This is a genomic window from Parasphingorhabdus sp. DH2-15, assembly GCF_051668705.1.
GTDB lineage: Bacteria > Pseudomonadota > Alphaproteobacteria > Sphingomonadales > Sphingomonadaceae > Alterisphingorhabdus.
In genome coordinates, this window is the sequence record NZ_CP196351.1 from 956,295 (window position 1) to 980,416 (window position 24,122).

Sequence of the window (24,122 nt, forward strand, 5' to 3'; positions counted from 1 at the left end):
TCGCGAACGGGTTATGCGGAACCTACCCCGCATAACCCGTTGATTTGGAAGTTAGCTCTTAGGTCATGATTTAATGTGGTCGGCGACTGAGCTTAGCTTAACGTTGAAGGTCTCTTCCAGTATACTGGTGTCAATTGCCATGGCATCGCCGTTAAGTTTTGCTATTGAGCCATAGAGATCGCCTAAGGCAAACGCTGCGCCCGGACTGTTAAAAGCATCGCCAACACGCTGGCCAAAGCTTTCGGGGCTCATTGGTTTGAAGGTGACATCGCGGTCAACCCACTCGGCCATGATCTCGGCAAGTTCTCCGCCTGTCAGCGCGTCTGGTGTTCCAATTTCAAATGCCTGACCAGAGAGGTCAGGACGCGAAAGAGCTGCTACTGCCAGCTTGGCTTGATCGAGGTGCGAGGTCCATTGCACTTTCAGATCCTGAGGCGTCGGGGGATACCTTTTTCCGCGACCTGGCTTCATACTCGCGGAAGTTTTGAGCGGTATGAGGTTCCTTGCTAGTTACAAGTTGGGCGGGCCGTTGGGGCAATCAATGAGATAGCCCCAGCCACCATTGTCCAGTTTCTTGGCAACTTCGGTCGATTGACCTTCAGCCATGATCGACCCATCGGGCGCGATAACTCTCCAGTTTGCTCGGAGCATGGCCGTGTCGCCAGTTATGATTTCGCTGAAGACGTTGCTTTCGATTCTGGGACGCACTTCCAAGAACCCTTCAAAAGCCTTTCTGGCGCCTTCTAGGCCTACGCTTGGCGGGGCGTCAGGCGGAAAGAACACGAGGCAATCGGGGTGGAACATCGAGACGATACCATCTAGGTCGCCTTCTTGAAGATAAGCGCTAACACAGTCAGCAATTTCGCGTGGTTGATGGGCTATGTGCTTTGTCATTTTTAGACCTCGATTAGTTTGAGTTGGGTAATTTAAATGGGATTAGAAATTGAATGGGCCTGCGCTGCGTACTGCCTCAGGCAGCCATGTTTCCTGAATGTGCAACCACGTTACAGTCTTGGTCATTTCCATCAAAACTGTGGTGATTCGCGCATTGTTGGCCAAGGCGGACCGCGTTGCTCCTGTTTGCCATTCTGTGTAAGTGGCAAGGATACGGTCACCATGCTGATAGCGAATATCCACATCGCGGATTGCAATGCGAAAATCAGGGTTTGATCCGTAGTTTCTATCAAAGCCGGCTTGCAGGATGGCTCGGTTCATCACTTGGCCTTCAGGCGGGATAAATAGAATTTCAGGATGTAAGCGCGACAGAAAACGAGGGTGAAGCTGGTCGCGATCCGCGGTGCCATTAAACCATGCGGCGAAGAAATCGTGCAGACCTACGATTTCTTTGGTGACGGTTTCCAATGTTGTCATGATTCACGCTCCGGTACTCAGCTCAAGGGATAAAAAGGCCGCGCTGGTATGACGCGGCCTGCTAGGGATTAGGCTGGGCCGTTATTATCGATGTCGAGGATCATCTTCCAGGCGCCTGTGTCGTCGCGTTGATAGACCAGAACGAGACGGCCTTCAGGGTTACGAACCTCTCCGGTGTCGCGCATTTTCATCGTACCGTAAAAACGGCCTGAAACGACGGCAACATCACCAAAGAACTGCAAGTCTTCAATGTCATATCCAGAGGTGATCTCGGCTGCTGCGATGCGGGGGTTGTACTTATCGCGAATGCCTTGGGCACCGATTGTTACGGGTTGACGTTCATTCACAGTCATCGTGTCAGGATGACAAGTTGCTACCATCGCTTCTATGTCACCAGCATCCAGGCCATTGTTCCAAGCGCTAATAACAGCTTCGATTTCTTCACGTTCAGTCATAATCATTCTCCTGTGTTTCAATTTCGGCTTGCAAAGACAGATAGGCCCATTAGATTGATCTGATAATATGTATTTTAAAGAACACAGTGTAAGGTAAGTCGAACAATGGAACGACAGCAATTAAGCGATCTGACAATCTTCACCGAAGTCGCTCGGGCACAGGGCTTTCGTGCCGCTGCGTCCCGCTTGAATCTTCAGGCAGGCTCAATCAGTGAAGCTGTTCAACGCTTCGAAGACCGACTTGGCGTCCGGTTATTTGAAAGATCAACTCGCTCGGTGGCGCTCACGGCTGCCGGTGAAAGGCTATATTCACGAAGTCTACCGGCTTTATCCGACCTTGAGATTGCCATTCGTGAACTTGATGAAGATAAGGATCTGATTACCGGCACACTCAAACTCAGCGCACCCTATAGCGCTGGGCCATTTTTTCTTGATCGACTAATCGCTCAGTTCGCCAAGAAATTTCCGGACATACAAATCGAGCTTATCTATAACGACGCTAAGGTTGATCTGGTGACAAGCGGTATTGACGCAGCGATCCGCTCCAACACGCTTCTAGAACAGGATACGCACGCGGTTCCCCTAGGACCGAAACTCAAGATGGCAGTGGTCGCATCGCCTGAGTACCTTGCTGAAAAGGGCACTCCTGAAAAGCCTGATGATTTGCTCGATCATGACGGGATATTTTTCGCATTTGGCAGTTCTGGGAATGTCGCACCGTGGTCATTCCAAGGGCAGGGTGATCCGCGCTTGGTCAGTCCCAAACGACGATTTGTTATAAACAACCTTCGATCGATGGTTGAACTTGCCGAGAATGGATTAGGCGTGACTTACGTCTATCGCGAGGCTGTCAGAGATGCGATCGAGCATGGGAGACTGGTAAGTCTTTTCGCCAATGAAGTCCCTGAACTTCCGCGCTACTCGCTCAATTACCGAACGAAGCGCCATATGCCACCACGATTGCGTGCATTTATTGATCTCGCGAAAAAAATATCTCTCTAGCCGTCAACCTATTGCCGCAATTGGCTAGGTTCTAGCTTTTGCTCAATTCAAAACAGCAACTGCACGCAGCCGTTGGGAAGCGAGTTCAACGAACGCTCTGACTTTTGCCGCAGCGCGTCGTCCTTCGACATGTACCAGATGAATGGGTAAGGGTTCCGGTTCAAAATCTTCAAGCACTGTTTGCATTGTCCCGTTTTCGAGGTCAGGTCCGATCTGATAGGATAGTACACGCGTTAGACCCCAATCTTTTCGCGCAACTGCTATACCAGATGCCACACTGCTGACTGTCAGACGAGAATCGATTTGAACCACCTGGTCCATCCCGTATCCAAATTTCCACTCGGGCGAAGGGCTGACTGGACTGATCGTGATAGTATTGTGCTTCTTGAGCTCCTCAGGAGAGAGGGGCATGCCGTTCTTGGCAAAATATCCAGGTGAACCGCACACCACTCGTCGGACCCTGCCAACCTTGGTCGCGGACAATTCAGAAGACGGAAGATGGCCGATACGCACAGCAATATCGAACCCTTCTTCCACCAGATTTACAATGCGGTCGACCATGACCACATTGACTGAGATATTAGGGTAGAGGCTAAGAAACTCTGTTAGGATAGGCATCACGTAAATACGCCCAAATTCGTGTGAGCAAGTCAGTTTTAACTGACCAACCGGATTTGTAGCAGCGCCGGCAGCAGCATCATTTGCGGCTTGCAAATGCTCTAATATTTGCCGAGCATCCTCTAGATAGGCCTGCCCCACATCGGTCAATCTCAAACGCCGTGTGGTGCGAGTGAAGAGCCGCGCCCCCAATCTTTCTTCAAGGGAATTTATGCCTCGTGTGATCGATGGCGCGCTTAGGCCTGTATTGCGGGCACCGCCTATAAAGCTCCTTGCTTCGGCAACGGCCACAAAAACTTCAAGTGCTTGGATTCTGTCCATATAAGCTCCATACCAATTATTATTAAAATACAAAATAATCTATTTTGAAAAAGGGCTATTCTTCTGCGAAATGAATTATCTTATCTCTCTTCCATCAGCAAATCAGTTGCTTAATCAAATGGAGAAAACACATGTCCCGTATTCTTACCCCAACTTCTATCGCCGATTCCCCTGAGGCTTCTCGGCCGCTTCTTAAAGCAGTTGAAGGATCGCTTGGGTCAGTACCAAATCTATTTCGTTTGGTTGGCAACAGTCCAGCCACGCTTGAGGGCATGCTCGGCATGAATGGCGCACTCGCCAAAGGAGCACTCAATGCGGCGACCCGGGAACGCATCGCGCTCGCTATTGCGAATTACAATGGTTGCAACTATTGCAATAGCGCACATACCTATCTCGCAAAAAATATTGCTAAACTTGATGATGCTGAGATTGATGCCAACCGTAAGGGGCGTTCAACCGATGCAAAAGCCGATGCGGCAGTGAAGTTCGCGCTGAGGATTGCCGAGGGTCGCGGCCAGATTACGGATGGCGATATCGCGGCAGTCAAACTTGCCGGTTTCACCGATGCTGAGCTCGTCGAGATCGTGGGTCATGTTGGATACAATATCCTGACCAACTATCTCAACGAAGTGTTTGGAACAGAGATTGATTTCCCCGTAGTTGAGGCGTCTCGCGCCGCCTGAACCTGTCGGAGGTCTATGGTTTTTCCCCCCTAATACATGCCCTAGACCTCCCCTTTTTTGATCAACAAGGAGTTGTAAAATGAAACAAGCAGAAGCCCCTCGGATGCCGTTGCCGCCATTCACGCGAGAAAGTGCAATCGAAAAAGTCCGCCTTGCTGAAGATGGCTGGAATGGCCGTGACCCGGCGAAAGTCGCTCTCGCTTATACGCCTGACAGCAAATGGCGCAATCGCGCTGAATTTCCGCAAGGTCGTAAGGAAATCCAAGAGTTCCTTACCCGCAAATGGGCCAAAGAGCTTGACTATCGTCTGATCAAGGAACTTTGGGCGTTTGACGGCAACCGCATCGCTGTTCGCTATGCCTATGAGTATCACGACGATAGCGGGAACTGGTTCCGCGCCTATGGTAACGAAAACTGGGAGTTTGATGGAGCAGGCTATATGGCTGCACGCCATGCCAGCATCAACGAGCATCCCATTGCTGAAGAAGATCGCAAATTTCGCTGGCCACTTGGCCGCCGACCCGACGATCACCCCGGCCTGTCCGATCTGGGCCTTTAACCAGTATATTAGCTAATATTTTGAAAAAAGGAATTACCTATGAACACCAAATTCCCTGCCAATGCAGCCCCGATCAAACTTCACCGCGTCGCAAAATCTGGGCATAGCCATCGGGCAGAGCTCATGCTCGCCTTTCTCGACCTGCCATACGAAACGGTTGAAGTGGATATGGCAAATGGTGCTCACAAAGCCCCCGAATTTCTTGCCATCAGCCCATTCGGCCAAGTTCCAGCAATCGACGATAACGGCACGATGTTGTCGGACTCCAACGGTATCATTGCCTATCTGGCAGAGCGCTATGGTGAGACCGCTGAATGGACGGGGCGCGATCCGGTAGAGACAGCAAAGATCCAGAGCTGGCTTTCCGTCGCAGCTGGCGAGATTTTCGCTGGCCCATGTTGCGCCCGTCTCGTCACGGTCTTTGGCGCACCGTTCGATCACGAGGCCTGCATTGCAAAATCCCATGCCCTGTTCGAGGTCATGGAAAAGCATCTTGAAGGCAAGAGCTTCCTTGTCGCCGAACGCCTGACTTTGGCCGATGTGGCCGGTTATAGCTATATTGCCCATGCTCCCGAAGGTGGTGTTAGCCTAGAAGCCTACCCCAATATCCGCAACTGGCTTGACCGGATCGAAGCGCAAGATCGCTTTATAGCTATGGCAAAGTCGCCCATCCCTGTAACGGTTTGAGCTAAGTTGACGTGCAGTATCGCGATTATAGCGCAAAACATCCCGTATCTTGGGATTAACGTTAAAATTCGTGATATAGCAATTATTTAGGTGGCGCGGCTGGTCTAATGATTAGCCGCCCCCAATATCGCCGATAAGAAGGATTGCAAATGACTACAGGACATCCATGGCATAGCGGGGAAGCGTTCATTCAGAAACGCCGCGGCACACCGAGCAATATTATACTCTCGGTGCCAGATTATATTGAAAAGGATATGCCGCAACAGCACGCAGAGTTCTTTGCAGGACTGCCTTACCTGCCATTGGCAACACTGGATAAGCAGGGACGGCCATGGGTGAGTGTTCTGGTCACGACCTCAAATACTGACCCTTCTATTGGTATCATCACATCTGGCCGTAATCAGACCGACATTGTCGCCGAGGTGAACCCCTATGATCCCTTTGTTCGAGCGCTAGCAACAGACCAGAAGCCCTTTGACGAAGATTGCCGCCTTTTTGCTGGAGTAGGAGTCGATTTCTCTAATCGTCGGCGCAATAAGCTGGCAGGAATCATCGAACACAAATCGCTTGACGCTGTTGGCAAAATTGGCCTGCGGCTGATTTCTGACCAGCATCTGGGCAATTGTCCTAAATATATCACTGTTCGCTCGCTAGAACATGAGGCTCGGGATGCTGAGCTAGCCCTTGATAGTTTTGATGCGCTAAAAGTGGCTCTGCCAGATGCGGCAAAGGACCTAATTGCTCAGGCAAGCACTGTGTTTCTGGCGACAAAACACTTTGAGAGCGATGAGGATACGTCTTCAGATCAGAGAGATATGGGGCTCAATCATCGCGGCGGGGCACCGGGCTTTGTCCGCGTGTATGAAGAAACAAGAGGTGACAGCGTGGCCACCTATCTGGTTTTGCCAGACCATTCTGGAAACCGTTTCTATCAATCGCTGGGAAATATCGAGACCGACAGGCAGGTTGGGTTGGTGTTTCCCGATTTTACTACGGGCGATGTTCTTTACATCACCGGCGATGCTGAAAACTTATACGATACTGATGCAGAAGCCATCATGCCAAGAGTTGGTCTGCTTACGCGCATTCAAGTGACTGGAGCGGTTTTTGTAAAAGGCGCATTGAACCTAAAACTTATATCTGAAGAAGAATATTCTCCTTACAACCCGCCAGTACGATATCTTCGGTCTGAATTGGATGCTATGGGGCATATTGCTGATGCTGTTCAGGCATCCAATCCGATTGGTGCAAAACTCGTTTCGACCCGGCAAATCTCCCATACCGTTCGCACATTCACCTTCGAATTGTCGCAAGAGATTGAGGCACCCATGCCGGGCGGCTTTGGTATCTTCGATTTCTCAGGGATGCTTGATACTGGCTATAGCCACATGAATGAGGCCAATCCTCAATTGGTGAACGAAGACTTTGTTCGAACTTGGACTCTTTCAAATGCGCCGGAGTTTGATGCAGAGAAAAACCTGTTCCGACGGGCCAATCAGGTCAGCGTGACGGTCAAACGCGAACCAGGCGGTCTGATGTCCAACTTCTTGCATGATTATGTAGTCCAGCAGATCGAACAACCAATGCAAGTGGACTTCAAAGGCGTTGGCATCGGGTTTAGTTGTCTTACTCCAGATCCGGCAGGCGGAGCGCCAACGATTCCTGCAAAGATGCTCTGGGTCGCGGGTGGTGTTGGTATCACGCCATTCATGGCAATGTGGGACGGCATCAAGAATATAGCAAAAGTGCTGCCAGAACAGATATCTTCTGAGATCGTCCTGGTATTCTCTGGGCGCGGCGATGACATCAACGTCTTAAGGCACTTTCTGGAGGTCAGTAGCACATTGCCAGAAAGTATCAGCCTTCGCATCCTTGCTTTTCAAAGTACGAGCGAAGCGCAGTCAAAAGACCAAGCCGCACTTGATATCCTAACCCAAGAATTTCCCGATGCTGCTTTGAGCATTGAACAAAGGCGCGTTCAACTTTCTGATTTAGAAGCAATTGCAGAGTTGGTCGACAGAGAAATATTCCTGTGCGGACCTGATCCCTTGATGGATTGGAGTAAGACGGCGCTTAGTACGCTTGGTGTCAGCCAATCCAAACTGCATCAAGAGCAGTTTGCTTTCTGATGCTTTGCTTTGACCAAAACGGAGATATGATGGGCGTATATGGCTATGGGCATATACAGAGCAGTGTTTAGACTAATGTAGCTTTAATTTCATATCAAATAGGTGCAATTTCCTCGCCCACTCAAAATGTGGTCTTGCAAAGAGTTTCCGCTTAATTCGGGGCGGGGATAATCATCCTTTCTTATCCTCGCTGCAAATCTCTTCGCTGCGCTTAGGGGCAGTTACGCACAGTAGTCTTTGTGAGCTTTTCAAGTGTGAATATCTCGACAAGAAACAAATGTTTCAGGCTTGAGGCTGGAGCAGTTTTGGCCTTATAGCGCGCTTATGACTTTCATCTTATCCATTATGGTTCTGTCATCATTTGCTTTGCTTGCAGGGGCTATATTTTTGGGCCGCCGCGATGGGTGGAGCATTAAACCTGTGCTGATGATGGTGTTGGCTGTAGTGATTTTGGGCAATGCGGCCTTGCTCTCCATTCCCAATGAACGGGGATTGGCTCCGGCTGAGGCCGATTTCAAAAATTGATGAAGTTGGGAATATAGGGGCGACGCAATGGCCGCACCCTTAATGTATTGTGATTAGCGGATTGGTGAGTCCGGCGCCAGACGCATATCCAGATAGGTATCAACGGCCGCCATCAGATCGTCCATCTCATTTTCAAAGAAATGGTTGGCGCGGGGCACTTGGTCGTGATGGATAGTGATATGTTTTTGCGTGCGCAATTTATCGACTAGCTTCTGCACCGCGGACGGCGCAACAATCTGGTCATTCGCGCCATTGATCATGATCCCGGATGCGGGGCAAGGTGCCAAAAAGCTGAAATCATACATATTGGCTGGCGGAGCGACAGATATAAATCCGCGAATCTCTGGGCGGCGCATCAGCAATTGCATGCCGATAAGCGCGCCAAAGCTGAAACCGGCAACCCATGTTGTTTCGGCTTCAGGGTGGATGCTCTGTACCCAGTCAAGTGCTGCCGCTGCGTCTGACAATTCGCCAACGCCGTTATCAAAGCTGCCCTGGCTGCGGCCAACACCGCGAAAGTTGAAGCGCAAAGTCGCAAAACCGCGCTTCATAAAATTATTGTAGAGCGCGAACGTGATGCGATCATTCATTGTGCCACCGCCTTGTGGATGCGGATGCAGAATAATGGCAACGGGTGCGCGAGGGCGTGGAGCGAGGCTGAAACGGCCTTCAAGGCGGCCTTCTGGGCCAGACATAGTGACTTCGGGCATAGTTTTAATTTCTGTGTAATAGTGGCATTAGGCGGGTCGCCGGACCAATATTCCGACGCGTCGCACAGGGCTTGATGGTGCGCTATACAAAAATTTGCTTATAAAATGCAATAAAATGCGTGGAACATATCTGCGAAAACGCTAAATGCAGGCTTATATGGTTCTTTCTGCCCGCCTTTATCTTGATCATGCCGCGACAACGCCGATCCTTCCTGCTGCTTCACAAGCTATGATGGAGGCTTTGTCTATATGGGCAAATCCCTCATCACCGCATCTTGATGGACGCACTTCACGCAAGATGGTGGAGAATGCACGCAGTGAATTAAAATCTGCATTGGACTGGGACGGTGAGGTAATTTTCACTGGCGGGGCGAGTGAAGCCATCGCCATGGCCTTTAATAGCCCGAAATTTGTTCGCAAGATTGTCTCTCCGACTGAGCATGATGCGGTTTTGCGTTGTGCCGGTGATGCTGGTCAACGCTTGGCAGTCGATTTGCAGGGTCGGGTCGTTTTAACAAGTGTGCAGCGTTTGCTGGCGGAACGTGAGGGCCATGCCCTTGTTGCCGTGCAAAGCGTCAACAATGAAACGGGGGTTATCCAGCCGGTTGATGATATCGGCGAGATTGTTGCGAAAGAGGGCGGCACATTATTTTGCGATTGCGCACAAAGTGCTGGCAAGATTCAACTGCCAGACGCCGATCTGATTTCTATCTCCGCGCATAAATTTGGCGGTCCGCCAGGTGTAGGGGCATTGCTGGTTAAAGATTTGGGGCTTTTGTCACCCAGTGGCGGGCAGGAAAAAGGCTATAGAGCTGGAACGGAAAATGTTCCGGCAATATTGGCCATGGTCGCGGCATTGAAGCAGAAATCCGCATGGCTTGACCGTGCCGTGGAACTGCGTCGCCAGCTTGACATTGCGATTGAGAAAGCAGGCGGTAATGTTATCGCCAAGGATGCAGTGCGCCTGCCCAATATCGGCGGCTACCATATGCCCGGGGTCAGTGCGAATGCGCAATTGATACAATTTGATTTGGCAGGAATCTCGGTTTCTGCGGGGAGTGCGTGTTCGTCCGGCAGTTTGAAGTCCAGCCATGTTCTGGGCTCCATGGGCTGGGACGACAGCCATGCCAGTGAAGTTATCCGCGTTAGCTTTGGCCCGCAGACCAGCCGCGCAGATGTTTATCGCTTTATCGAAGAATGGACAAAGATATTTACCAAAGTGCGTGAAAGCGGCAGCAGAGATTAGTGACTATGGGTCAGCCCATATATCTCGACTATCAGGCGACAACGCCAATTGATCCAGATGTATTCAGCGCTATGGAGCCTTGGTTGCGTGACAAGGCGGGTAATCCGCATAGCGCACACAAAATGGGTCGGGAAGCGGCAGCTGTTATTGAACTGGCGCGTGATCGCATAGCTGCTTTGATGCCGAAAAATGGCAAAGTGATCTTCACCAGCGGCGCGACTGAGGCTATAAATCTGGTTGTCTATAATATCGCGCGCAACGAAGGCGCTTTTGCGGCCTCGAGCATAGAACATGCCGCCGTGCATGATGCAATGACCGGCCATGCGCCCGATAAGCCTTTGCATATGCTGCCGGTTACCAGCGAAGGTTTGGTCGATCTCAACGCCGCGCAAACGGCCATGCCGCCACAATGCGCTTTAGTGGCTACTATGTTGGTCAACAATGAAATCGGTACGATCCAACCTGTGGAAGCACTCGCCGATATGGCGCATCAACGTGGCGGGCTTTTCTTATGCGATGCTGTGCAGGGATATGGACGTGTTGATATTCCTTCCAATGTCGATTTTGTAGCGATATCTGCGCACAAAATTCACGGGCCAAAAGGCATAGGCGCACTTTGGGTGCGGGAGGGTATTTCGCTTTCTCCACTGATATATGGCGGCGGGCAGGAACAAGGCGTGCGATCCGGCACCTTATCGCCGGCTCTATGTGCGGGGATGGGGGCAGCGGCGAAAATTGCCAAAGAACGCGCTGACAAGGACCGTGCGCATGTCGCCAATCTTTACCAGCGCGCTTTGCGTGAATTTGCCGATTGGCACATTAATGGTTCCACTGATGAGCGCTATAAAGGCAATCTCAACATCTGGCGTGACGGGGTCGACAGTGCGCAGCTATTATCATCATTGCGCGGTATCGCTTTTTCCGCAGGTTCCGCTTGTGCCAGTGGGTCGGGGCGGCCCAGCCATGTCTTGAAAGCCATAGGGTTGGACAAATCGGCGCTAACATCGTCTATTAGGCTAGGCTTTGGGCGTTTCACGCGCGAAGATGATATTGTACAAGCGGCGCGTGCGATAAATATGGCTGCAAAAGGGTAGGGTATGAGCGACGAATTACAGGTGATATTTGTCAGTGAAGATGGCGAAACTGAACAAAAGGTCAGTGCGTCAATTGGTGAAAGACTGCTGGATGTGGGTCAGGCTGCTGGTCAACCATTGGAAGGCACTTGTGAGGGGCAAATGGCCTGCTCCACTTGTCATGTTATTTTCAGCCGCGAAGATTTCGCCCGTTTGCCTGAACCGGTAGAGATGGAGGAAGATATGCTGGATTTGGCTACGGCAGTTACACCGACCAGCCGTTTGGCGTGTCAGATCTTTCTCACCAAAGACATGGATGGCCTTAAGGCGCATATTCCTTCTGAAGTACGCGATATGACGGGCATCTGATGGTTGTCGATAGAAGCAGGCGGTTAATTGTCGCCATGCCTTTTCTGGCAGGCATATCCAGTGTTTCGGCATGTCTGCCTGAAAAAGGCGAACCGAAGCCGACAGTCGTGCCGGATAATATCAAGATCACTGCCATAGAGAAGCGCATTGGCGGACATGTCGGTGTTGCCTTGATGGATAGCAAGGGCGAGATACGCGCCGCACATCGCGGGCAAGAGCGCTTTGCGATGTGCTCGACATTAAGGCCCCCTTGGCGGCGGCCATGTTGGCAGCGCATGATAGAGGCAAGCTCGACCAATATGCGCCGGTTACGATAACCAAGGATGATCTGGTGCCTTATGCGCCATTTGCAGAGCGAATGTTGCGTGAAAATCGGCCAACCAGCCTGTACGAGCTTGCCGAAAAAACCGTTGATTATAGTGATAATGCAGCGGCAAATATCATCTTGCGCGCACTGGGCGGTCCAGAGGCATTAACTACATTTTTTGCAGAGCATGGCGACGCGCAAACACGGTTGGATCGTTTTGAGCCAGAGATGAATGAAAATGCTATAGGTGATCCGCGAGACACCACTACGCCAATTTCCATGGCTGGCTTGATGCGCAATATTCTTATCAAAGCCAGTGCAGGGCAAAAGAATGCCGATATCTTAAGCGGGTGGATGGTCAACAGCGCTACTGGCAAAGAGCGGATTGAGGCAGGCATTCCTGCATCATGGAAAATGGGTGACAAAACCGGCACAGCGCCCAGCAGTGCGCCTGCTTATAATGATGTTGCGATTATCTGGCCACATCAACAGGAAGCAGGCAAGGCTCAAGCTGAGCCCTATATATTGGCTATTTATACTGATCGACCCCATGCGGCTGCACAGCAGGTAGATAAGGCAATTGCGGATATCGCCAATATATTGGTGCCTATCATGGCTGTTCAGGGATAAGCAGAGGCTTGCAATTTGCCCTGCGCTTAGCCATATGGCCCTTGGGAGTCGGGCGGACGTGGTCTTCGCCAACCTGGTCAGGTCCGGAAGGAAGCAGCCACAACGAAATTTCTGCGGGTCGCTCGCCTCCTTTTATCCCCCAAAATTGTTATTTTTGCTCTGTTGCACTGTGTTGCTTTCGACAATGCGCGATTGCTGCTCTATTGTTGTCTTGGCGATGATTCTGTGCTGGTCCCTATCAGGGATTCGGTGCAAAACAGACGCCAACCAAATGATCTAATGATTGATAAATTGCCCAATGTCTGACTCTGACAATGATATTTTTGCTGCATCTGGTGTAGAAGCACTTGCTGCGCCAGCCGCCACCGAGGCGAAAACGCCTTATCGTGTGCTGGCACGCAAATATCGCCCGCAAAGTTTCTCTCAGCTTATTGGTCAGTCGGCCATGGTACAGACATTGGGCAATGCGATCAAACGGGACAGGCTGGCCCATGCCTTTTTGATGACCGGTGTGCGCGGTGTCGGCAAGACATCCACAGCGCGGCTTATTGCCAAAGCCCTGAACTGCATCGGGCCTAATGGTGATGGCGGCCCGACGATTGACCCGTGCGGCGTATGTGAACCATGCACAGCGATTGCGGAGGGGCGGCATATCGATGTTATTGAGATGGATGCCGCGAGCAATACCGGTGTTGATGATGTTCGTGAGATTATTGAGGCTGTACGCTATGCCAGTGTGTCGGCACGGTTCAAAATCTATATCATTGACGAAGTCCACATGCTGTCCAAAAATGCGTTTAACGCCCTTTTGAAAACGCTTGAGGAACCACCACCTCATGTGAAATTTCTGTTCGCAACAACGGAGGTCGATAAGGTTCCTATAACCGTATTGTCCCGCTGTCAGCGTTTTGACCTTAAGCGCATTCCGCAGGATTTATTGGCGCAGCATTTCACAGATATTTGCAGCAAAGAGCAGGTTGAGGCGGAAGCCGAAGCACTGGCCATGATTGCACGTGCGGCGGATGGTTCTGTGCGCGATGGCTTGTCTGTGCTGGACCAGGCAATTGCCCATGCTGATATGGAGGCAGAGGGCGCTGTTCCTAATGTCAGAGCGCTAGCCGTACGTGATATGCTGGGCCTGTCTGATCGGGCAGCGGTGCATAGCCTGTTACAGCATGTGCTGGCTGGTGAAGATGCCGCTATGCTGGAATTGTTAGGCCGTCAACATGCTTTGGGCGTTGAGCCACTGGCACAATTGCGAGCATTGATGGATTTGGTGCACAGCCTGACACTGACCAAAGTGCAGATGGCGTCAGGTAAGGCACCATCGTTAGAAACGGATGACCAAAAGGCATTGCAGGAAGTCGCCGCCAAAGTGTCGCATGGCAATCTGCACCGCTTATGGCAAATGTTGTTAAAAGGCCATGCTGAAACAGCGGCTGCGCCTGATCCGCGAGAGGCCATGGATATGGCGATGCTGCGGCTGTTATATGCGGCGTCTCTGCCGGACCCTGAAAAACTGGCGCGCCGTATAGAACAGGGCGCTGGTACCAGTACAGGTGATGTAGGAAATGCGCCATCTGCAAATAGTTCCGGCGCACCTATGGCCACAGCAGAAACAGCTATAGCCAATAATGACCAACACAATAATGATCAGCAAGCAGTGCCGCAGCAAAAGCCTGCGCCAACTGTGAGCCAGCTTGCAGATGCTCTGGACCAAGCTGGTGAACTGCGGCTTTCCCAAATCATGCGTGATTATGTGCGCGTCATTCATATTGCCGATGGCGTGATGGACTATGAACTATCCCGCAATATTGGTGAGGATTATAGCAGTGCGTTGCGTGATGCACTGCGGCGCGCAACAGGCAAAAGTTGGCAGATCACAGAAAAGCCAATGGGCTCAGGCAAAGCTACGCCCAGCCTTTTGGAGCAGCAAGAGGCGGCGCAGCGGCGTCAGCGTGAAGAGATTATGGAAACGCCATTGGTTAAGGCACTTACACAGGCCTTTCCCGGAGCAGAGTTACAGGACGACAATTTAGCGGACGATAATGCCGCAAGGAGTGCAACATTATGAAGTCTATGGAAGAAATGATGAAGGCTGCGCAGGAAGCTGCACAGACCGTTCAGACCCAGATGGAAGAGGTCCAGAAGCGGCTGGAGGCGCTGGAAGTTGAAGGCGCAGCTGGCGGCGGGTTGGTAAAGGTCAAGGCATCAGCCAAGGGGCGGATTATCAATGTTGCCATTGATGACAGCTTGATGGTGCCAGCAGACAAAACCATGCTGGAAGATCTGATAGCGGCGGCGTTTAATGATGCGCGCCAAAAAGCGGACCAAGTCAGTCAGGAAGAAACAGCCAAAATGTCATCAGGTCTGCCTTTGCCTCCGGGCTTTAAAATGCCGTTCACATAAGAGCATCTATCTGCGTAAATTACGGGTTTTGCTGCAACATCGGTTAATTGCTTTCGGGCTATCGCTTGAAGCTCACCGGTGAGCACCCAATATTATGTATGAACTTTCCATTTGGATATCTGAATTTTTATGACTCATAATTACCCGTTATTGCCGCTGCGCGATATTGTTGTCTTCCCGCAGATGATTGTGCCTTTATTTGTCGGGCGCGATAAATCCGTCGCCGCTCTGGAAAAAGCGATGGAAGGCAATAAGGAAATTTTCCTCGTTGCTCAGCTTGATCCTGCGCGTGACGACCCTGATCGTGATGATCTTTATGACATGGGTGTGGTGGCCACTGTGCTACAAATGCTCAAACTGCCTGATGGCACCGTGCGGGTATTGGTGGAAGGTGCGCGCCGCGCCAAACTGACCATGTTGAGACAAGATGGTGATGTCCAACTTGCCGAAGTCACGCATGTAAATCAGCTCAGCGCCAGCGGCACCGAAGTTGCTGCACTGATGCGTTCTGTGACGGATCAGTTTGAGAATTTCACAAAGCTCAACAAGAAAATGCCGTCCGAAACGGCTGTTCAGCTTAATGAAATTGATGATGCCGGCGCACTGGCGGATGCGGTTGCTGCACACATCAATGTCAAAGTGTCAGACAAGCAATCGCTCTTGGTCGAGCTTGATCCTGTCAAAAGACTAGAACTGCTTTTTGGCTTTATGGAAGGCGAACTTGGCGTCTTGCAGGTCGAGAAAAAGATACGTGGCCGCGTCAAGCGCCAGATGGAAAAAACCCAGCGTGAATATTATCTTAACGAGCAGCTTAAAGCGATCCAGAACGAGCTTGGTGGCGGCAGTGAAGATGGCGGCGATGAGCTGAGTGAACTGACCCAGAAAATCCGCGACGCAAAACTGTCCAAAGATGCACGCAGCAAAGCCGAAGGCGAACTGAAAAAACTGCGCTCTATGGCGCCGATGTCGGCCGAAGCGACGGTTGTCCGCAATTATCTCGACGTGCTGCTGGGCCTGCCTTGGGGCAAGAAGTCGCGTTTGAAAAAAGATATTACCAAGGCGCAGGACATTCTTGATGCCGATCACTTTGCTTTGGAAAAGGTAAAGGAGCGGATCATCGAATATCTAGCGGTGCAAAGCCGTACGAACAAATTGAAAGGCCCGATCCTGTGTTTGGTTGGTCCTCCGGGTGTCGGCAAAACATCATTGGGCAAATCTATCGCCAAAGCGACGGGCCGCGAATTTGTGCGCCAATCTTTGGGCGGTGTACGTGATGAAGCGGAAATACGCGGGCATAGACGCACCTATATCGGATCAATGCCGGGCAAAATTGCATCGAATTTGAAACGCGCTGGCACATCCAACCCGCTTTTCCTTCTCGATGAGATTGATAAGCTGGGTCAAGATTTCCGAGGTGACCCAGCATCAGCCTTGCTGGAAGTGCTTGATCCAGAGCAGAACAGCAAGTTTCAGGATCATTATCTGGAAATCGATATTGATCTGAGCGACATCATGTTTGTTACAACGGCAAATTCGTTAAATCTGCCACAGCCTTTGCTGGACCGGATGGAGATTATCCGTCTGGAGGGCTATACCGAAGATGAGAAGGTCGAAATCGCCAAGCGTCACTTGGTTGAAAAGCAGATCGACGCACATGGTCTGAAAAAGGGCGAGTTTACACTGGAAGAAGACGCATTGCGCGATCTTATTCGCTATTATACGCGTGAAGCTGGCGTTCGCACATTGGAGCGAGAAATAGCGCGATTGGCGCGTAAAGCTCTGCGGCGCATTCTTGAAGGCAAGGATGCGCACATCACAGTGACGACTGAAAATCTGTCAGACTTTGCCGGTGTTCGCAAATTCCGTCACGGCGTTGGTGAGAAAGACCATCAGATCGGCGCCGTTACAGGGCTGGCATGGACAGAGGTTGGCGGTGAACTGCTGACTATAGAAGCAGTAACCGTTCCGGGCAAGGGCGATATACGCACCACAGGTAAGCTGGGCGAGGTGATGCAGGAATCTATTCAGGCTGCCTGGTCCTATGTAAAAGCGCGTGCGCCATCCTATGGGATCAAGCCGGATATATTTTCCCACAAGAATGTTCATATCCATTTGCCGGAAGGTGCTGTCCCGAAAGACGGGCCTTCTGCGGGTATTGGCATGGTCACGTCGATCATTTCAACGCTAAGCGGAATAGCCATTCGTAAAGACATTGCCATGACGGGTGAAGTTACTTTGCGCGGCAGGGTTTTGCCTATTGGCGGGCTTAAAGAAAAGCTGTTGGCGGCATTGCGCGGCGGGATAACGACGGTTTTAATTCCCGAGGAAAATCAAAAGGATCTGGCCGAAATACCGGAAAATATCACTTCCGGTCTAACGATCATCCCGGTCAGTCATGTTGACGCTGTTCTGGCAGAGGCTCTGACCGAGAAATTGGAACCTATTGATTGGAGCGAAGCGGATGAATTGGCAGCGCGTCCAGGAGGCATTGGAGCAGCGCAGAAATTACCACATTAGGTAAATTTGTGCTTCGTCTGGTGTAAATTGGCAATATTCGTAAAAAATGGCTGATTTACACGGCTTTTGCCTTTGACAGACGCATGTCAGAGGTGGTTAAAGACCATTACTGATACCGCGAATCAGACCAAACTTTGAATAGGGGGGTTTCCCAATTATGAATAAAAATGATCTTGTTTCAGCAGTAGCTGACCATAGCGGCCTGAGCAAAAACGATGCTGGTAAAGCTGTCGAAGCCGTATTCGAATCTATCACTGGCGCATTGGCCAAAGGCGGCGATGTCCGTCTGGTTGGTTTCGGTACATTTTCTGTAACTGAGCGTAAAGCATCTACTGGCCGTAACCCACGCACGGGTGAGCCAATGGAAATTAAAGCATCAACCCAGCCTAAATTTAAAGCAGGCAAGGGTCTGAAAGACGCCGTAAACTAATAAGTCATCCTGATATTCAATCAGGAGGTTAATGGAATCGCGGGAAAACGGGGCATTTATGCCCCGTTTTTGATTCTCGCATTGTGATTTACCCTCATTTTCATTCCAGCGTGTTTTGCGCACATGCCCGTGCGCTCAGCATATCAATCTAGAGATATCAGGGCTTGTGGCGGCTCTTTGGCTGCTGAGGTAATTATCCAAACCAGTTGTTTTTGGCCATCGCCAGCTATGGTCGCACCTTCTTCTGTATTGTTGGTCAAAATGGCGCCATCTGTGCGGATAGTGAATGTGCCATTGGGCGTCACAAATTTCGGAATACCGCCGTCTGCAGGGGCACCGGTACCTGCCAAAGCACCAAGGCCGGCCAGACTATTTGAAGAATCGTCCTGTGCAAAGCCCGGTGCGGAGACGCGAACCTTATTATCTTTGCGCACGATCATGCTCACAAAGGGTGTGAAGCTGGCGACTTTTTCAATTATCGGGAACTGAAAATCATGTGATAATGGTGCGGTAAGGGAGAAATCGACATCAAAAATGCCTTCACCTTTGTGCACCAGACTGTTCCATCCTTTCTGGCGCTCAACACGCGCGATAAACATATCGATGGTTTGCGGATCATTTGGGTCCAGTCCGCCGAGCAGCGCTTTAAATGCCTTGGCGGTTTCTGCATCTTCTGCTTTTTTGTTCGCTAACTGCTCTTCAGCTTCTTCTAACGTGCAGGCGCGCTCTTCCCCGCTATCATTGTCAAAGCATTCGGCGGTAAAATCGGCTTCGCTCGCTGCCTGACCAATGCCCATCAGGCTAGATAGGCCAAGCACCCAGATCTCTCCTTTATAGGTAAAGGTGAAATCTCCCGATTTGTTCACAACCATTTCGGACTCAAATTTGCCAGGCGACAAAAAGCAACTGGTCAGCATCAGGCTCGCCGCCATCACAGCTATCATGCGATACAACATATCAACTCCCTAAAATATTATGCGTTTAGCCTGTGTAATCGCTACTCACCCTTAGCGATATCGCCGCGCATATGGGTCACATATAACGCTATTGCCGCGGCATTGGAAACATTAAGGCTTTCCATCGCGTCGGATATGGGCAGGCGCGCCGTTACATCGCAATGGGCGGCAACATTCTGCCTTATGCCTTCCCCTTCCGCACCCATGACCAGCGCGACCGGACCTGTGCCTACGGTGCTGGCATAATCCTGTTCAGCATCGCCCGTCATGGCAATGCGCCAATAGCCGGCCTCGGCCATATCTTCCAATGCCCTTGCCAGATTGACAACGCGAACCCATGGCAGCCTGTCAAGCGCCCCTGAAGCTGCCTTGGCAATTACTCCTGATTCCGGTGGTGCGTGACGGTCCTGCGTGATGATAGCAGCCGCATTAAACGCTGCAGCAGAACGGAAAATCGCGCCAATATTGCGCGGGTCGGTAACCTGATCAAGCACCAGCAAGGTGCGTCCATCGGCGCGGTCCAAACATTCCGCCAACCCCATATCCTCCAGCGGCAGAACATCCGCTACTATCCCTTGATGCGGTGCGTCAGACGGCACCAAGAGGCCAAGGTCGCTGGGTTCACTAAACTGGATTGGAATTTGCGGATCAATGTCGAGCCTCTCTATCGCGGCCCGTGTGCCCATAATTTTGCGCACTGTGCGCTCTGGATTGGCCAAAGCGGCTTCTACGGCATGGTGACCCCAAAAACGGGGTATCGCAGCTGACCCGCGACGCCCTTTGCCACGCGCAGTCTTTTGTTGTCTCGCTTGTCGTCCGCGCTTCATGCCTTTTACAATCCTTATTCTGGTCTAATCTTGGCTGTTTTCTGGCGCTGCTAGTGGCACAATTTGCGGGGTCTGCCAATTGTCTCTCTTATCTCATTGGCAGATGGAAACCTACAATTGATAAGACACCATTGACACGCGCTGTGCTTTTCGCCATTCAGCCGCCTCTTGCCAAGCGGTTCCTATAAAAAGAATCGCCCCTGATGGACAGGTGGCCGAGTGGTTAAAGGCAGCAGACTGTAAATCTGCCCTCGTTAGAGTACATAGGTTCGAATCCTATCCTGTCCACCATTACTCATTGAAATACATAGATTTTATTGAAGTGGCAATTAACCATCCTCTGGCGCTATGCATTGGTCTCTCAGACTTTGTGCCTATTTTTGGATGGTTGCAGACTTGCATTTGCTTTCTGTAATGTGCGCGAAAGTCGCGATTTAGCTGATTGACAAGCTACCCGAATATCTCTCATTCGTTTTATATGGTAGATTTGCAAAATATTCTCGACCAATCATGTGAGCAACATTCGATCCCGGGGGCTGTCGCATTGGTTGGGAATGGTGAAAAGATAATTGCTTCTGCAATGTCAGGACTCTCTAACCCCGCAACCGATCAACCAATGGTATTGGACAATATTTTCCAAATCGCTTCGATGACCAAAGCGGTCACATCCGTTGCGGCTATGCAATTGGTTGAGCGCGGCTTTCTGTCGCTGGATGATCCTATTGGTCTAGTTCTTCCTGAACTTGCGCAGCCCGAAATTCTTACTGACTTTGATAACAGTAGAAATGCCCAAACAAGACCTGCAGAAAATGTGATAACACTCAAGCATCTTCTCACCCACACATCAGGTTTAGGCTATGTTTTTACCAGTCCCGAGATGGCCAAAGCGCAGGGCGAAGTTGTTCCGGCCAGTATCGCGAGCATTACGTCTCCCCTTATGTTTGAACCAGGCACAGACTGGTTATACGGTGTGAGCACTGATTGGGTGGGGCGTGCAGTGGAGTCTGCAAGCGGGCAAAGCCTTGGTGACTATATGCAGGAGCATATTTTTGACCCACTCGATATGCATGACACGGGGTTTTCTGTCCCAGCAGATAAGGTGCATCGCAGAGTATCAATGCTCTCTCTTGCTGGTGATGATTTTGTTCCTTTTCCCATAGAAATTGGCGGTGGCGAAGCAGCCGAATTTCAATCAGGCGGCGGTGGTCTCTATTCTACCGCACATGATTATATGCTGTTCATGCAGATGATATTGAACAAAGGATTAGCGGGTGGGCAACGTATATTACGTCCCGACACTGTTGCTGCAATGTCTAGCAATCAGGTGGGTTCGATAAGGGCCGGTAAGATGGCCAGTTGCGTGCCGTTGCTTGCGGAATATTTTGATGCATTTCCAGACATGCAAACGCAATGGGGGTTGGGCTTCCTGATCAATCCCGAAAGCGGCCCCAATGGTCGAGCGCCGGGCAGTCTGTGCTGGGCAGGGATAGCCAATTGCTATTATTGGATTGATCCGATCAATCACATTGCTGGATTGGTATTGATGCAATATTTGCCCTTTGGCAACAAAGGAGCACTCGCCGTATTGGGTGCAATTGAGGCGGCTGTTTACAGTGAGTGATAAACTCCAAAAGTCCTATTCTGAGGCAAGCTATCTATCACCTTCAATCGAACGTGAATGTCGCTAAGGAACTGAATGCGTCTTTTAGTGCTTCACCCCAACCATTGCTGATCTGACGCACATATCTTTTGACACTGGCCTTCATGATCAGGCACATGGTTGTTATGAGCGAGATATTTACTTTTCAGACCGTGCCAAAACTTATCTTTGGCGAGGGGGCTGCGGCGCAACTGATCGACCTGATACATGATATGGCGGCACAGCGCCTTGCGATTATTACTGATAAAGGCGTGGCGCAATGCGGTTTGGTCGCGCAAGTGACAGAGCCGTTAAAAGCGGCAGGGCTTGATATACTGATTTGTGATGAAGTGGTTGCTGATCCGCCAGAGAGCATCGTGCAAGATATTGCTGACAAAGCGAAGCGTCATGGTGCGGATTGCATAATCGGTCTGGGCGGAGGCAGCCCAATGGACAGCGCCAAAGTCGTTGCCGTGCTGGCCGGACCTGACCCGCAACCATTGCCGGAAATATATGGTGTTGGTAATGTAACAGCGCCGCGCTTGCCGCTCGTGTTGATCCCGACAACATCGGGAACGGGATCTGAGGTGACGTCTATCGCTATTTTAACGACTGGTGAAACAACCAAAGCAGGTATAGTAGACCCATCGCTTTATGCTGATGCAGCCTTGCTTGATCCGTTACTGACCCGCGGGCTTCCAGCCTCTGTGACTGCGGCGACCGGTATTGATGCGATGGTCCATGCCATAGAGGCTTATACTGGGCGCATCCGTAAAAATCCGATGTCTGACATGCTGGCAATTGCGGCATTAAAGCTGTTAACGGGTAATTTATTGCAGGCCTGTCATGACGGACAGAATGATATCGTTGCGCGGGAGGCCATGTTGCGCGGATCCATGCTCGCTGGGCAGGCTTTTGCCAATTCACCAGTCGGCGCGGTTCATGCATTGGCCTATCCGCTAGGCGGTATCTACCATGTGCCGCACGGGCTTTCTAACGCATTGGTTATGCCGCATGTCATGCGCTTTAATCTGGATGTTGCCGCGCCATTATATGCTGAGCTTGCCGACGCATTAGGCATTGCAGAGCAAGGTGCAGGTCAGGGGAGCGTGCTGCAAAAGGCCGAACAGTTTATCGATTATCTGGTTGCATTGTCGCGTGATTCCGCAGCGCCGCAAAGATTGCGTGATATTGATATTCCGTATGAGGCGCTTGACCGGCTGGCTGATGATGCGATGTTGCAGACGCGGCTGTTGGTGAACAATCCGCGTGATGTAACCCGCGACGATGCAAGGATGCTGTATGAACACGCCTATTGAGAGTAAGGGCAAAGTGGCCAGAGCCAAACGCGCCTTACCCCCGACACGCAGTGCCTATGCCGAATTTGTGCCCATCACCACGCGCTGGACCGACAATGATATTTATGGGCATGTCAACAATGCCATATCCTATTTCTATTTTGATACTGCTGTTAATCAGTTGCTGATCAATCATGGCGTGTTGGATATCCATAATGGTGCGGTTATAGGATTGGTGGTGGAGACACGCTGCGCCTATCATGCGCCCATGGCATTTCCCAATCCGATTACAGCCGGGGTTAGAGTGGAGCATATTGGCAATAGCTCAGTGCGCTATGGGGTCGGCCTGTTTGAAGGGGACAGCGATTCAGCTGCTGCTCATGGCGAGTTCACCCATGTCTATGTCGACCGGGAAACCCGCAGGCCGGAAACTTTGGCCAAAGACCTGTATGACGTGCTCAGCAAATTATATCGAGGAGAACCCGCGTGAGTGATAAAGTTCTGGTAGCGCAGCAAGACCATGTGCTGACACTGACGCTTAACAGGCCCGATGCCCTGAACGCATTTCAGCCAGAGATGCTGGAGATACTGCGTGACGTTATTGCGTCTGCTGACGAAAATGTGCGTGTCGCAGTGATCGAAGGGGCAGGGCGGGCATTCTCGGCTGGCGTAGACTTAAAGGTTTTGCAGGGAACGGCGCCCGTTGCAGGGAAAATCGGCACCATATTTGATGCGCCCAGCGCCGAATTGGGCGCGGCTATTCGTGCGGCGCCATTTCCTGTCATCGCTAAGGTTCACGGCTTTTGCTTCACTGGCGCTTTGGAGATTGCCCTATATTGCGATATGATCTTCACCACCAAAGCCACAAAGTTTGGCGACACACATGCTAAATTTGGCATCAGGCCGACATGGGGCATGACCCAGAACTTGCCGCGCGCCATCGGCATCAGACGTGCGCGCGAACTCTCTTTTACAGCCCGCACCTTTTTGGGAGCAGAGGCCGTTGATATGGGGCTCGCCAATATGGCCGTGGAAGATAAGGATGCTTTGGATGCGCTTATAGCAGAGCGTTGCGGACAGATTGTAAGCAACTCGACAACAGCTATCGCGGCCATCAAGGATCTGTACCGTGTGGCGGAAGCGAACCATGATATTGAGGATGCTATCGCCGAAGAAGCTGCGCGCAGCTATCCAGATATTGATGATACAGAGAAGCGCTTGGCGGGCTTTTAGCTGCATAAAACCCAAATAATATAGCCAAAATGCAACACTAAGCGGCAGTTCGTCCTGTTATGCATGTCTTTTGTCGATGAAGTCGAATTAATTCTTGATATGTTATATCAATATAATATGTGGGCGGC

The 24,122-nt window shown here is 51.0% G+C and carries 27 protein-coding genes, 1 tRNA gene and 1 other RNA gene; 21 read left to right on the forward strand and 8 right to left on the reverse strand.

What is annotated here, in order from left to right; genetic code table 11:
- Window positions 1–63: 63 nt before the first annotated feature.
- The 4 genes from ACR9YC_RS04440 to ACR9YC_RS04455 form a co-directional block, all read right to left on the reverse strand.
- Window positions 64–420 (reverse strand): hypothetical protein, encoded by a 357-nt coding sequence (locus ACR9YC_RS04440; RefSeq protein WP_438730413.1) that lies wholly within the window; start codon window positions 418–420, stop codon window positions 64–66.
- A gap of 90 nt (window positions 421–510) precedes the next feature.
- A complete protein-coding gene (locus tag ACR9YC_RS04445; RefSeq protein WP_438730416.1) occupies window positions 511–894 on the reverse strand; it encodes a YybH family protein in 384 nt (127 codons plus the stop codon).
- Window positions 895–936: 42 nt separating this feature from the next.
- Window positions 937–1,371, reverse strand: a complete 435-nt coding sequence (locus ACR9YC_RS04450; RefSeq protein ID WP_438730418.1) for a hypothetical protein — start codon at window positions 1,369–1,371, stop codon at window positions 937–939.
- Window positions 1,372–1,439: 68 nt separating this feature from the next.
- A complete protein-coding gene (locus ACR9YC_RS04455) occupies window positions 1,440–1,826 on the reverse strand; it encodes a YybH family protein (RefSeq protein WP_438730419.1) in 387 nt (128 codons plus the stop codon).
- Window positions 1,827–1,931: 105 nt separating this feature from the next.
- On the opposite strand from ACR9YC_RS04455, the gene ACR9YC_RS04460 reads away from it, so the two are divergent.
- The gene (locus ACR9YC_RS04460) at window positions 1,932–2,828 is read left to right on the forward strand and encodes a LysR family transcriptional regulator (RefSeq protein WP_438730421.1); all 897 of its coding nucleotides are present in this window, start codon (window positions 1,932–1,934) and stop codon (window positions 2,826–2,828) included.
- Between the two features lie 42 nt (window positions 2,829–2,870).
- Here ACR9YC_RS04460 and ACR9YC_RS04465 read toward each other — a convergent pair whose 3' ends face one another.
- Window positions 2,871–3,767: a LysR substrate-binding domain-containing protein gene (locus ACR9YC_RS04465; protein ID WP_438730423.1), complete on the reverse strand. Its 897-nt coding sequence runs from the start codon at window positions 3,765–3,767 to the stop codon at window positions 2,871–2,873.
- 131 nt (window positions 3,768–3,898) lie between these two features.
- Between ACR9YC_RS04465 and ACR9YC_RS04470 the strand changes: the two genes are divergently transcribed.
- From ACR9YC_RS04470 to ACR9YC_RS04490, 5 genes are all read left to right on the forward strand, one after another.
- Entirely contained in the window at window positions 3,899–4,450 is a 552-nt protein-coding gene (locus ACR9YC_RS04470) for a carboxymuconolactone decarboxylase family protein (protein ID WP_438730425.1), read from the forward strand.
- 79 nt (window positions 4,451–4,529) lie between these two features.
- The gene (locus ACR9YC_RS04475; RefSeq protein ID WP_438730427.1) at window positions 4,530–5,009 is read left to right on the forward strand and encodes a DUF1348 family protein; all 480 of its coding nucleotides are present in this window, start codon (window positions 4,530–4,532) and stop codon (window positions 5,007–5,009) included.
- A 39-nt stretch (window positions 5,010–5,048) separates the two neighbouring features.
- Window positions 5,049–5,696, forward strand: a complete 648-nt coding sequence (locus ACR9YC_RS04480) for a glutathione S-transferase family protein (RefSeq protein ID WP_438730430.1) — start codon at window positions 5,049–5,051, stop codon at window positions 5,694–5,696.
- A gap of 335 nt (window positions 5,697–6,031) precedes the next feature.
- A complete protein-coding gene (locus tag ACR9YC_RS04485) occupies window positions 6,032–7,825 on the forward strand; it encodes a hypothetical protein (protein ID WP_438730432.1) in 1,794 nt (597 codons plus the stop codon).
- Between the two features lie 324 nt (window positions 7,826–8,149).
- Window positions 8,150–8,350, forward strand: coding sequence for a hypothetical protein (locus tag ACR9YC_RS04490; protein ID WP_438730435.1), 201 nt, complete (start codon window positions 8,150–8,152; stop codon window positions 8,348–8,350).
- Window positions 8,351–8,403: 53 nt separating this feature from the next.
- Here ACR9YC_RS04490 and ACR9YC_RS04495 read toward each other — a convergent pair whose 3' ends face one another.
- Entirely contained in the window at window positions 8,404–9,060 is a 657-nt protein-coding gene (locus tag ACR9YC_RS04495) for an alpha/beta hydrolase (RefSeq protein ID WP_438730437.1), read from the reverse strand.
- 157 nt (window positions 9,061–9,217) lie between these two features.
- On the opposite strand from ACR9YC_RS04495, the gene ACR9YC_RS04500 reads away from it, so the two are divergent.
- The 10 genes from ACR9YC_RS04500 to ACR9YC_RS04545 all read left to right on the forward strand — a co-directional run bounded on the left by ACR9YC_RS04500 (window position 9,218) and on the right by ACR9YC_RS04545 (window position 18,041).
- Complete coding sequence (locus ACR9YC_RS04500; protein WP_438730440.1) at window positions 9,218–10,306, forward strand: cysteine desulfurase family protein; 1,089 nt, start codon at window positions 9,218–9,220, stop codon at window positions 10,304–10,306.
- A 5-nt stretch (window positions 10,307–10,311) separates the two neighbouring features.
- Complete coding sequence (locus ACR9YC_RS04505; protein ID WP_438730443.1) at window positions 10,312–11,400, forward strand: cysteine desulfurase family protein; 1,089 nt, start codon at window positions 10,312–10,314, stop codon at window positions 11,398–11,400.
- A gap of 3 nt (window positions 11,401–11,403) precedes the next feature.
- Complete coding sequence (locus ACR9YC_RS04510) at window positions 11,404–11,748, forward strand: 2Fe-2S iron-sulfur cluster-binding protein (RefSeq protein WP_438730445.1); 345 nt, start codon at window positions 11,404–11,406, stop codon at window positions 11,746–11,748.
- On the forward strand, window positions 11,748–12,065 hold the full coding sequence (locus ACR9YC_RS04515) for a hypothetical protein (RefSeq protein WP_438730448.1): 318 nt from the start codon (window positions 11,748–11,750) through the stop codon (window positions 12,063–12,065). Before ACR9YC_RS04510 ends, ACR9YC_RS04515 begins: the two co-directional genes overlap by 1 nt.
- Window positions 12,011–12,685 (forward strand): class A beta-lactamase, encoded by a 675-nt coding sequence (gene bla, locus ACR9YC_RS04520; RefSeq protein ID WP_438730451.1) that lies wholly within the window; start codon window positions 12,011–12,013, stop codon window positions 12,683–12,685. Before ACR9YC_RS04515 ends, bla begins: the two co-directional genes overlap by 55 nt.
- 41 nt (window positions 12,686–12,726) lie before the next feature.
- Window positions 12,727–12,821, forward strand: an RNA gene (ffs, locus tag ACR9YC_RS04525) — signal recognition particle sRNA small type.
- Window positions 12,822–12,983: 162 nt separating this feature from the next.
- Window positions 12,984–14,759 carry a DNA polymerase III subunit gamma/tau gene (locus ACR9YC_RS04530; protein ID WP_438730454.1) on the forward strand — a complete coding sequence of 592 codons (1,776 nt, stop codon included), beginning with the start codon at window positions 12,984–12,986 and terminating at the stop codon, window positions 14,757–14,759.
- Window positions 14,756–15,094: a YbaB/EbfC family nucleoid-associated protein gene (locus tag ACR9YC_RS04535; RefSeq protein WP_438730457.1), complete on the forward strand. Its 339-nt coding sequence runs from the start codon at window positions 14,756–14,758 to the stop codon at window positions 15,092–15,094. Before ACR9YC_RS04530 ends, ACR9YC_RS04535 begins: the two co-directional genes overlap by 4 nt.
- Before the next feature lie 129 nt (window positions 15,095–15,223).
- Complete coding sequence (gene lon, locus ACR9YC_RS04540) at window positions 15,224–17,611, forward strand: endopeptidase La (RefSeq protein WP_438730459.1); 2,388 nt, start codon at window positions 15,224–15,226, stop codon at window positions 17,609–17,611.
- 157 nt (window positions 17,612–17,768) lie between these two features.
- Window positions 17,769–18,041, forward strand: a complete 273-nt coding sequence (locus tag ACR9YC_RS04545) for an HU family DNA-binding protein (protein ID WP_438730462.1) — start codon at window positions 17,769–17,771, stop codon at window positions 18,039–18,041.
- Between the two features lie 143 nt (window positions 18,042–18,184).
- Here the strand turns inward: ACR9YC_RS04545 and ACR9YC_RS04550 are convergent, their stop codons facing one another.
- Both ACR9YC_RS04550 and rlmB read right to left on the reverse strand, forming a co-directional pair.
- Window positions 18,185–18,997 carry a hypothetical protein gene (locus ACR9YC_RS04550; protein WP_438730464.1) on the reverse strand — a complete coding sequence of 271 codons (813 nt, stop codon included), beginning with the start codon at window positions 18,995–18,997 and terminating at the stop codon, window positions 18,185–18,187.
- Between the two features lie 41 nt (window positions 18,998–19,038).
- Window positions 19,039–19,824 (reverse strand): 23S rRNA (guanosine(2251)-2'-O)-methyltransferase RlmB, encoded by a 786-nt coding sequence (rlmB, locus tag ACR9YC_RS04555; protein ID WP_438730467.1) that lies wholly within the window; start codon window positions 19,822–19,824, stop codon window positions 19,039–19,041.
- A gap of 205 nt (window positions 19,825–20,029) precedes the next feature.
- Here rlmB and ACR9YC_RS04560 point away from each other — a divergent pair.
- From ACR9YC_RS04560 to ACR9YC_RS04580, 5 genes are all read left to right on the forward strand, one after another.
- Window positions 20,030–20,115 (forward strand) — tRNA-Tyr (locus tag ACR9YC_RS04560).
- Between the two features lie 187 nt (window positions 20,116–20,302).
- The gene (locus ACR9YC_RS04565) at window positions 20,303–21,445 is read left to right on the forward strand and encodes a serine hydrolase domain-containing protein (protein ID WP_438730470.1); all 1,143 of its coding nucleotides are present in this window, start codon (window positions 20,303–20,305) and stop codon (window positions 21,443–21,445) included.
- Between the two features lie 164 nt (window positions 21,446–21,609).
- Window positions 21,610–22,782: an iron-containing alcohol dehydrogenase gene (locus ACR9YC_RS04570; protein WP_438730473.1), complete on the forward strand. Its 1,173-nt coding sequence runs from the start codon at window positions 21,610–21,612 to the stop codon at window positions 22,780–22,782.
- On the forward strand, window positions 22,766–23,251 hold the full coding sequence (locus ACR9YC_RS04575) for an acyl-CoA thioesterase (protein ID WP_438730475.1): 486 nt from the start codon (window positions 22,766–22,768) through the stop codon (window positions 23,249–23,251). Before ACR9YC_RS04570 ends, ACR9YC_RS04575 begins: the two co-directional genes overlap by 17 nt.
- Window positions 23,248–23,994, forward strand: coding sequence for an enoyl-CoA hydratase/isomerase family protein (locus ACR9YC_RS04580; RefSeq protein ID WP_438730478.1), 747 nt, complete (start codon window positions 23,248–23,250; stop codon window positions 23,992–23,994). The genes ACR9YC_RS04575 and ACR9YC_RS04580 overlap by 4 nt, the downstream gene beginning before the upstream one ends.
- The last annotated feature ends 128 nt before the right edge of the window (window positions 23,995–24,122 follow it).

Bases quoted from the DNA above. Each gene is read 5' to 3' on its own strand.
- ACR9YC_RS04495 (WP_438730437.1), bottom strand. From the start codon at position 9,060: ATGCCCGAAGTCACTATGTCTGGCCCAGAAGGCCGCCTTGAAGGCCGT.
- bla (WP_438730451.1), top strand. From the start codon at position 12,011: ATGTTGGCAGCGCATGATAGAGGCAAGCTCGACCAATATGCGCCGGTT.
- ACR9YC_RS04460 (WP_438730421.1), top strand. From the start codon at position 1,932: ATGGAACGACAGCAATTAAGCGATCTGACAATCTTCACCGAAGTCGCT.
- lon (WP_438730459.1), top strand. From the start codon at position 15,224: ATGACTCATAATTACCCGTTATTGCCGCTGCGCGATATTGTTGTCTTC.
- ACR9YC_RS04535 (WP_438730457.1), top strand. From the start codon at position 14,756: ATGAAGTCTATGGAAGAAATGATGAAGGCTGCGCAGGAAGCTGCACAG.
- ACR9YC_RS04470 (WP_438730425.1), top strand. From the start codon at position 3,899: ATGTCCCGTATTCTTACCCCAACTTCTATCGCCGATTCCCCTGAGGCT.
- ACR9YC_RS04480 (WP_438730430.1), top strand. From the start codon at position 5,049: ATGAACACCAAATTCCCTGCCAATGCAGCCCCGATCAAACTTCACCGC.
- ACR9YC_RS04500 (WP_438730440.1), top strand. From the start codon at position 9,218: ATGGTTCTTTCTGCCCGCCTTTATCTTGATCATGCCGCGACAACGCCG.
- ACR9YC_RS04515 (WP_438730448.1), top strand. From the start codon at position 11,748: ATGGTTGTCGATAGAAGCAGGCGGTTAATTGTCGCCATGCCTTTTCTG.
- ACR9YC_RS04475 (WP_438730427.1), top strand. From the start codon at position 4,530: ATGAAACAAGCAGAAGCCCCTCGGATGCCGTTGCCGCCATTCACGCGA.
- ACR9YC_RS04575 (WP_438730475.1), top strand. From the start codon at position 22,766: ATGAACACGCCTATTGAGAGTAAGGGCAAAGTGGCCAGAGCCAAACGC.
- ACR9YC_RS04510 (WP_438730445.1), top strand. From the start codon at position 11,404: ATGAGCGACGAATTACAGGTGATATTTGTCAGTGAAGATGGCGAAACT.
- ACR9YC_RS04445 (WP_438730416.1), bottom strand. From the start codon at position 894: ATGACAAAGCACATAGCCCATCAACCACGCGAAATTGCTGACTGTGTT.
- ACR9YC_RS04450 (WP_438730418.1), bottom strand. From the start codon at position 1,371: ATGACAACATTGGAAACCGTCACCAAAGAAATCGTAGGTCTGCACGAT.
- rlmB (WP_438730467.1), bottom strand. From the start codon at position 19,824: ATGAAGCGCGGACGACAAGCGAGACAACAAAAGACTGCGCGTGGCAAA.
- ACR9YC_RS04545 (WP_438730462.1), top strand. From the start codon at position 17,769: ATGAATAAAAATGATCTTGTTTCAGCAGTAGCTGACCATAGCGGCCTG.
- ACR9YC_RS04505 (WP_438730443.1), top strand. From the start codon at position 10,312: ATGGGTCAGCCCATATATCTCGACTATCAGGCGACAACGCCAATTGAT.
- ACR9YC_RS04570 (WP_438730473.1), top strand. From the start codon at position 21,610: ATGAGCGAGATATTTACTTTTCAGACCGTGCCAAAACTTATCTTTGGC.
- ACR9YC_RS04550 (WP_438730464.1), bottom strand. From the start codon at position 18,997: ATGTTGTATCGCATGATAGCTGTGATGGCGGCGAGCCTGATGCTGACC.
- ACR9YC_RS04490 (WP_438730435.1), top strand. From the start codon at position 8,150: ATGACTTTCATCTTATCCATTATGGTTCTGTCATCATTTGCTTTGCTT.
- ACR9YC_RS04565 (WP_438730470.1), top strand. From the start codon at position 20,303: ATGGTAGATTTGCAAAATATTCTCGACCAATCATGTGAGCAACATTCG.
- ACR9YC_RS04465 (WP_438730423.1), bottom strand. From the start codon at position 3,767: ATGGACAGAATCCAAGCACTTGAAGTTTTTGTGGCCGTTGCCGAAGCA.
- ACR9YC_RS04530 (WP_438730454.1), top strand. From the start codon at position 12,984: ATGTCTGACTCTGACAATGATATTTTTGCTGCATCTGGTGTAGAAGCA.
- ACR9YC_RS04455 (WP_438730419.1), bottom strand. From the start codon at position 1,826: ATGACTGAACGTGAAGAAATCGAAGCTGTTATTAGCGCTTGGAACAAT.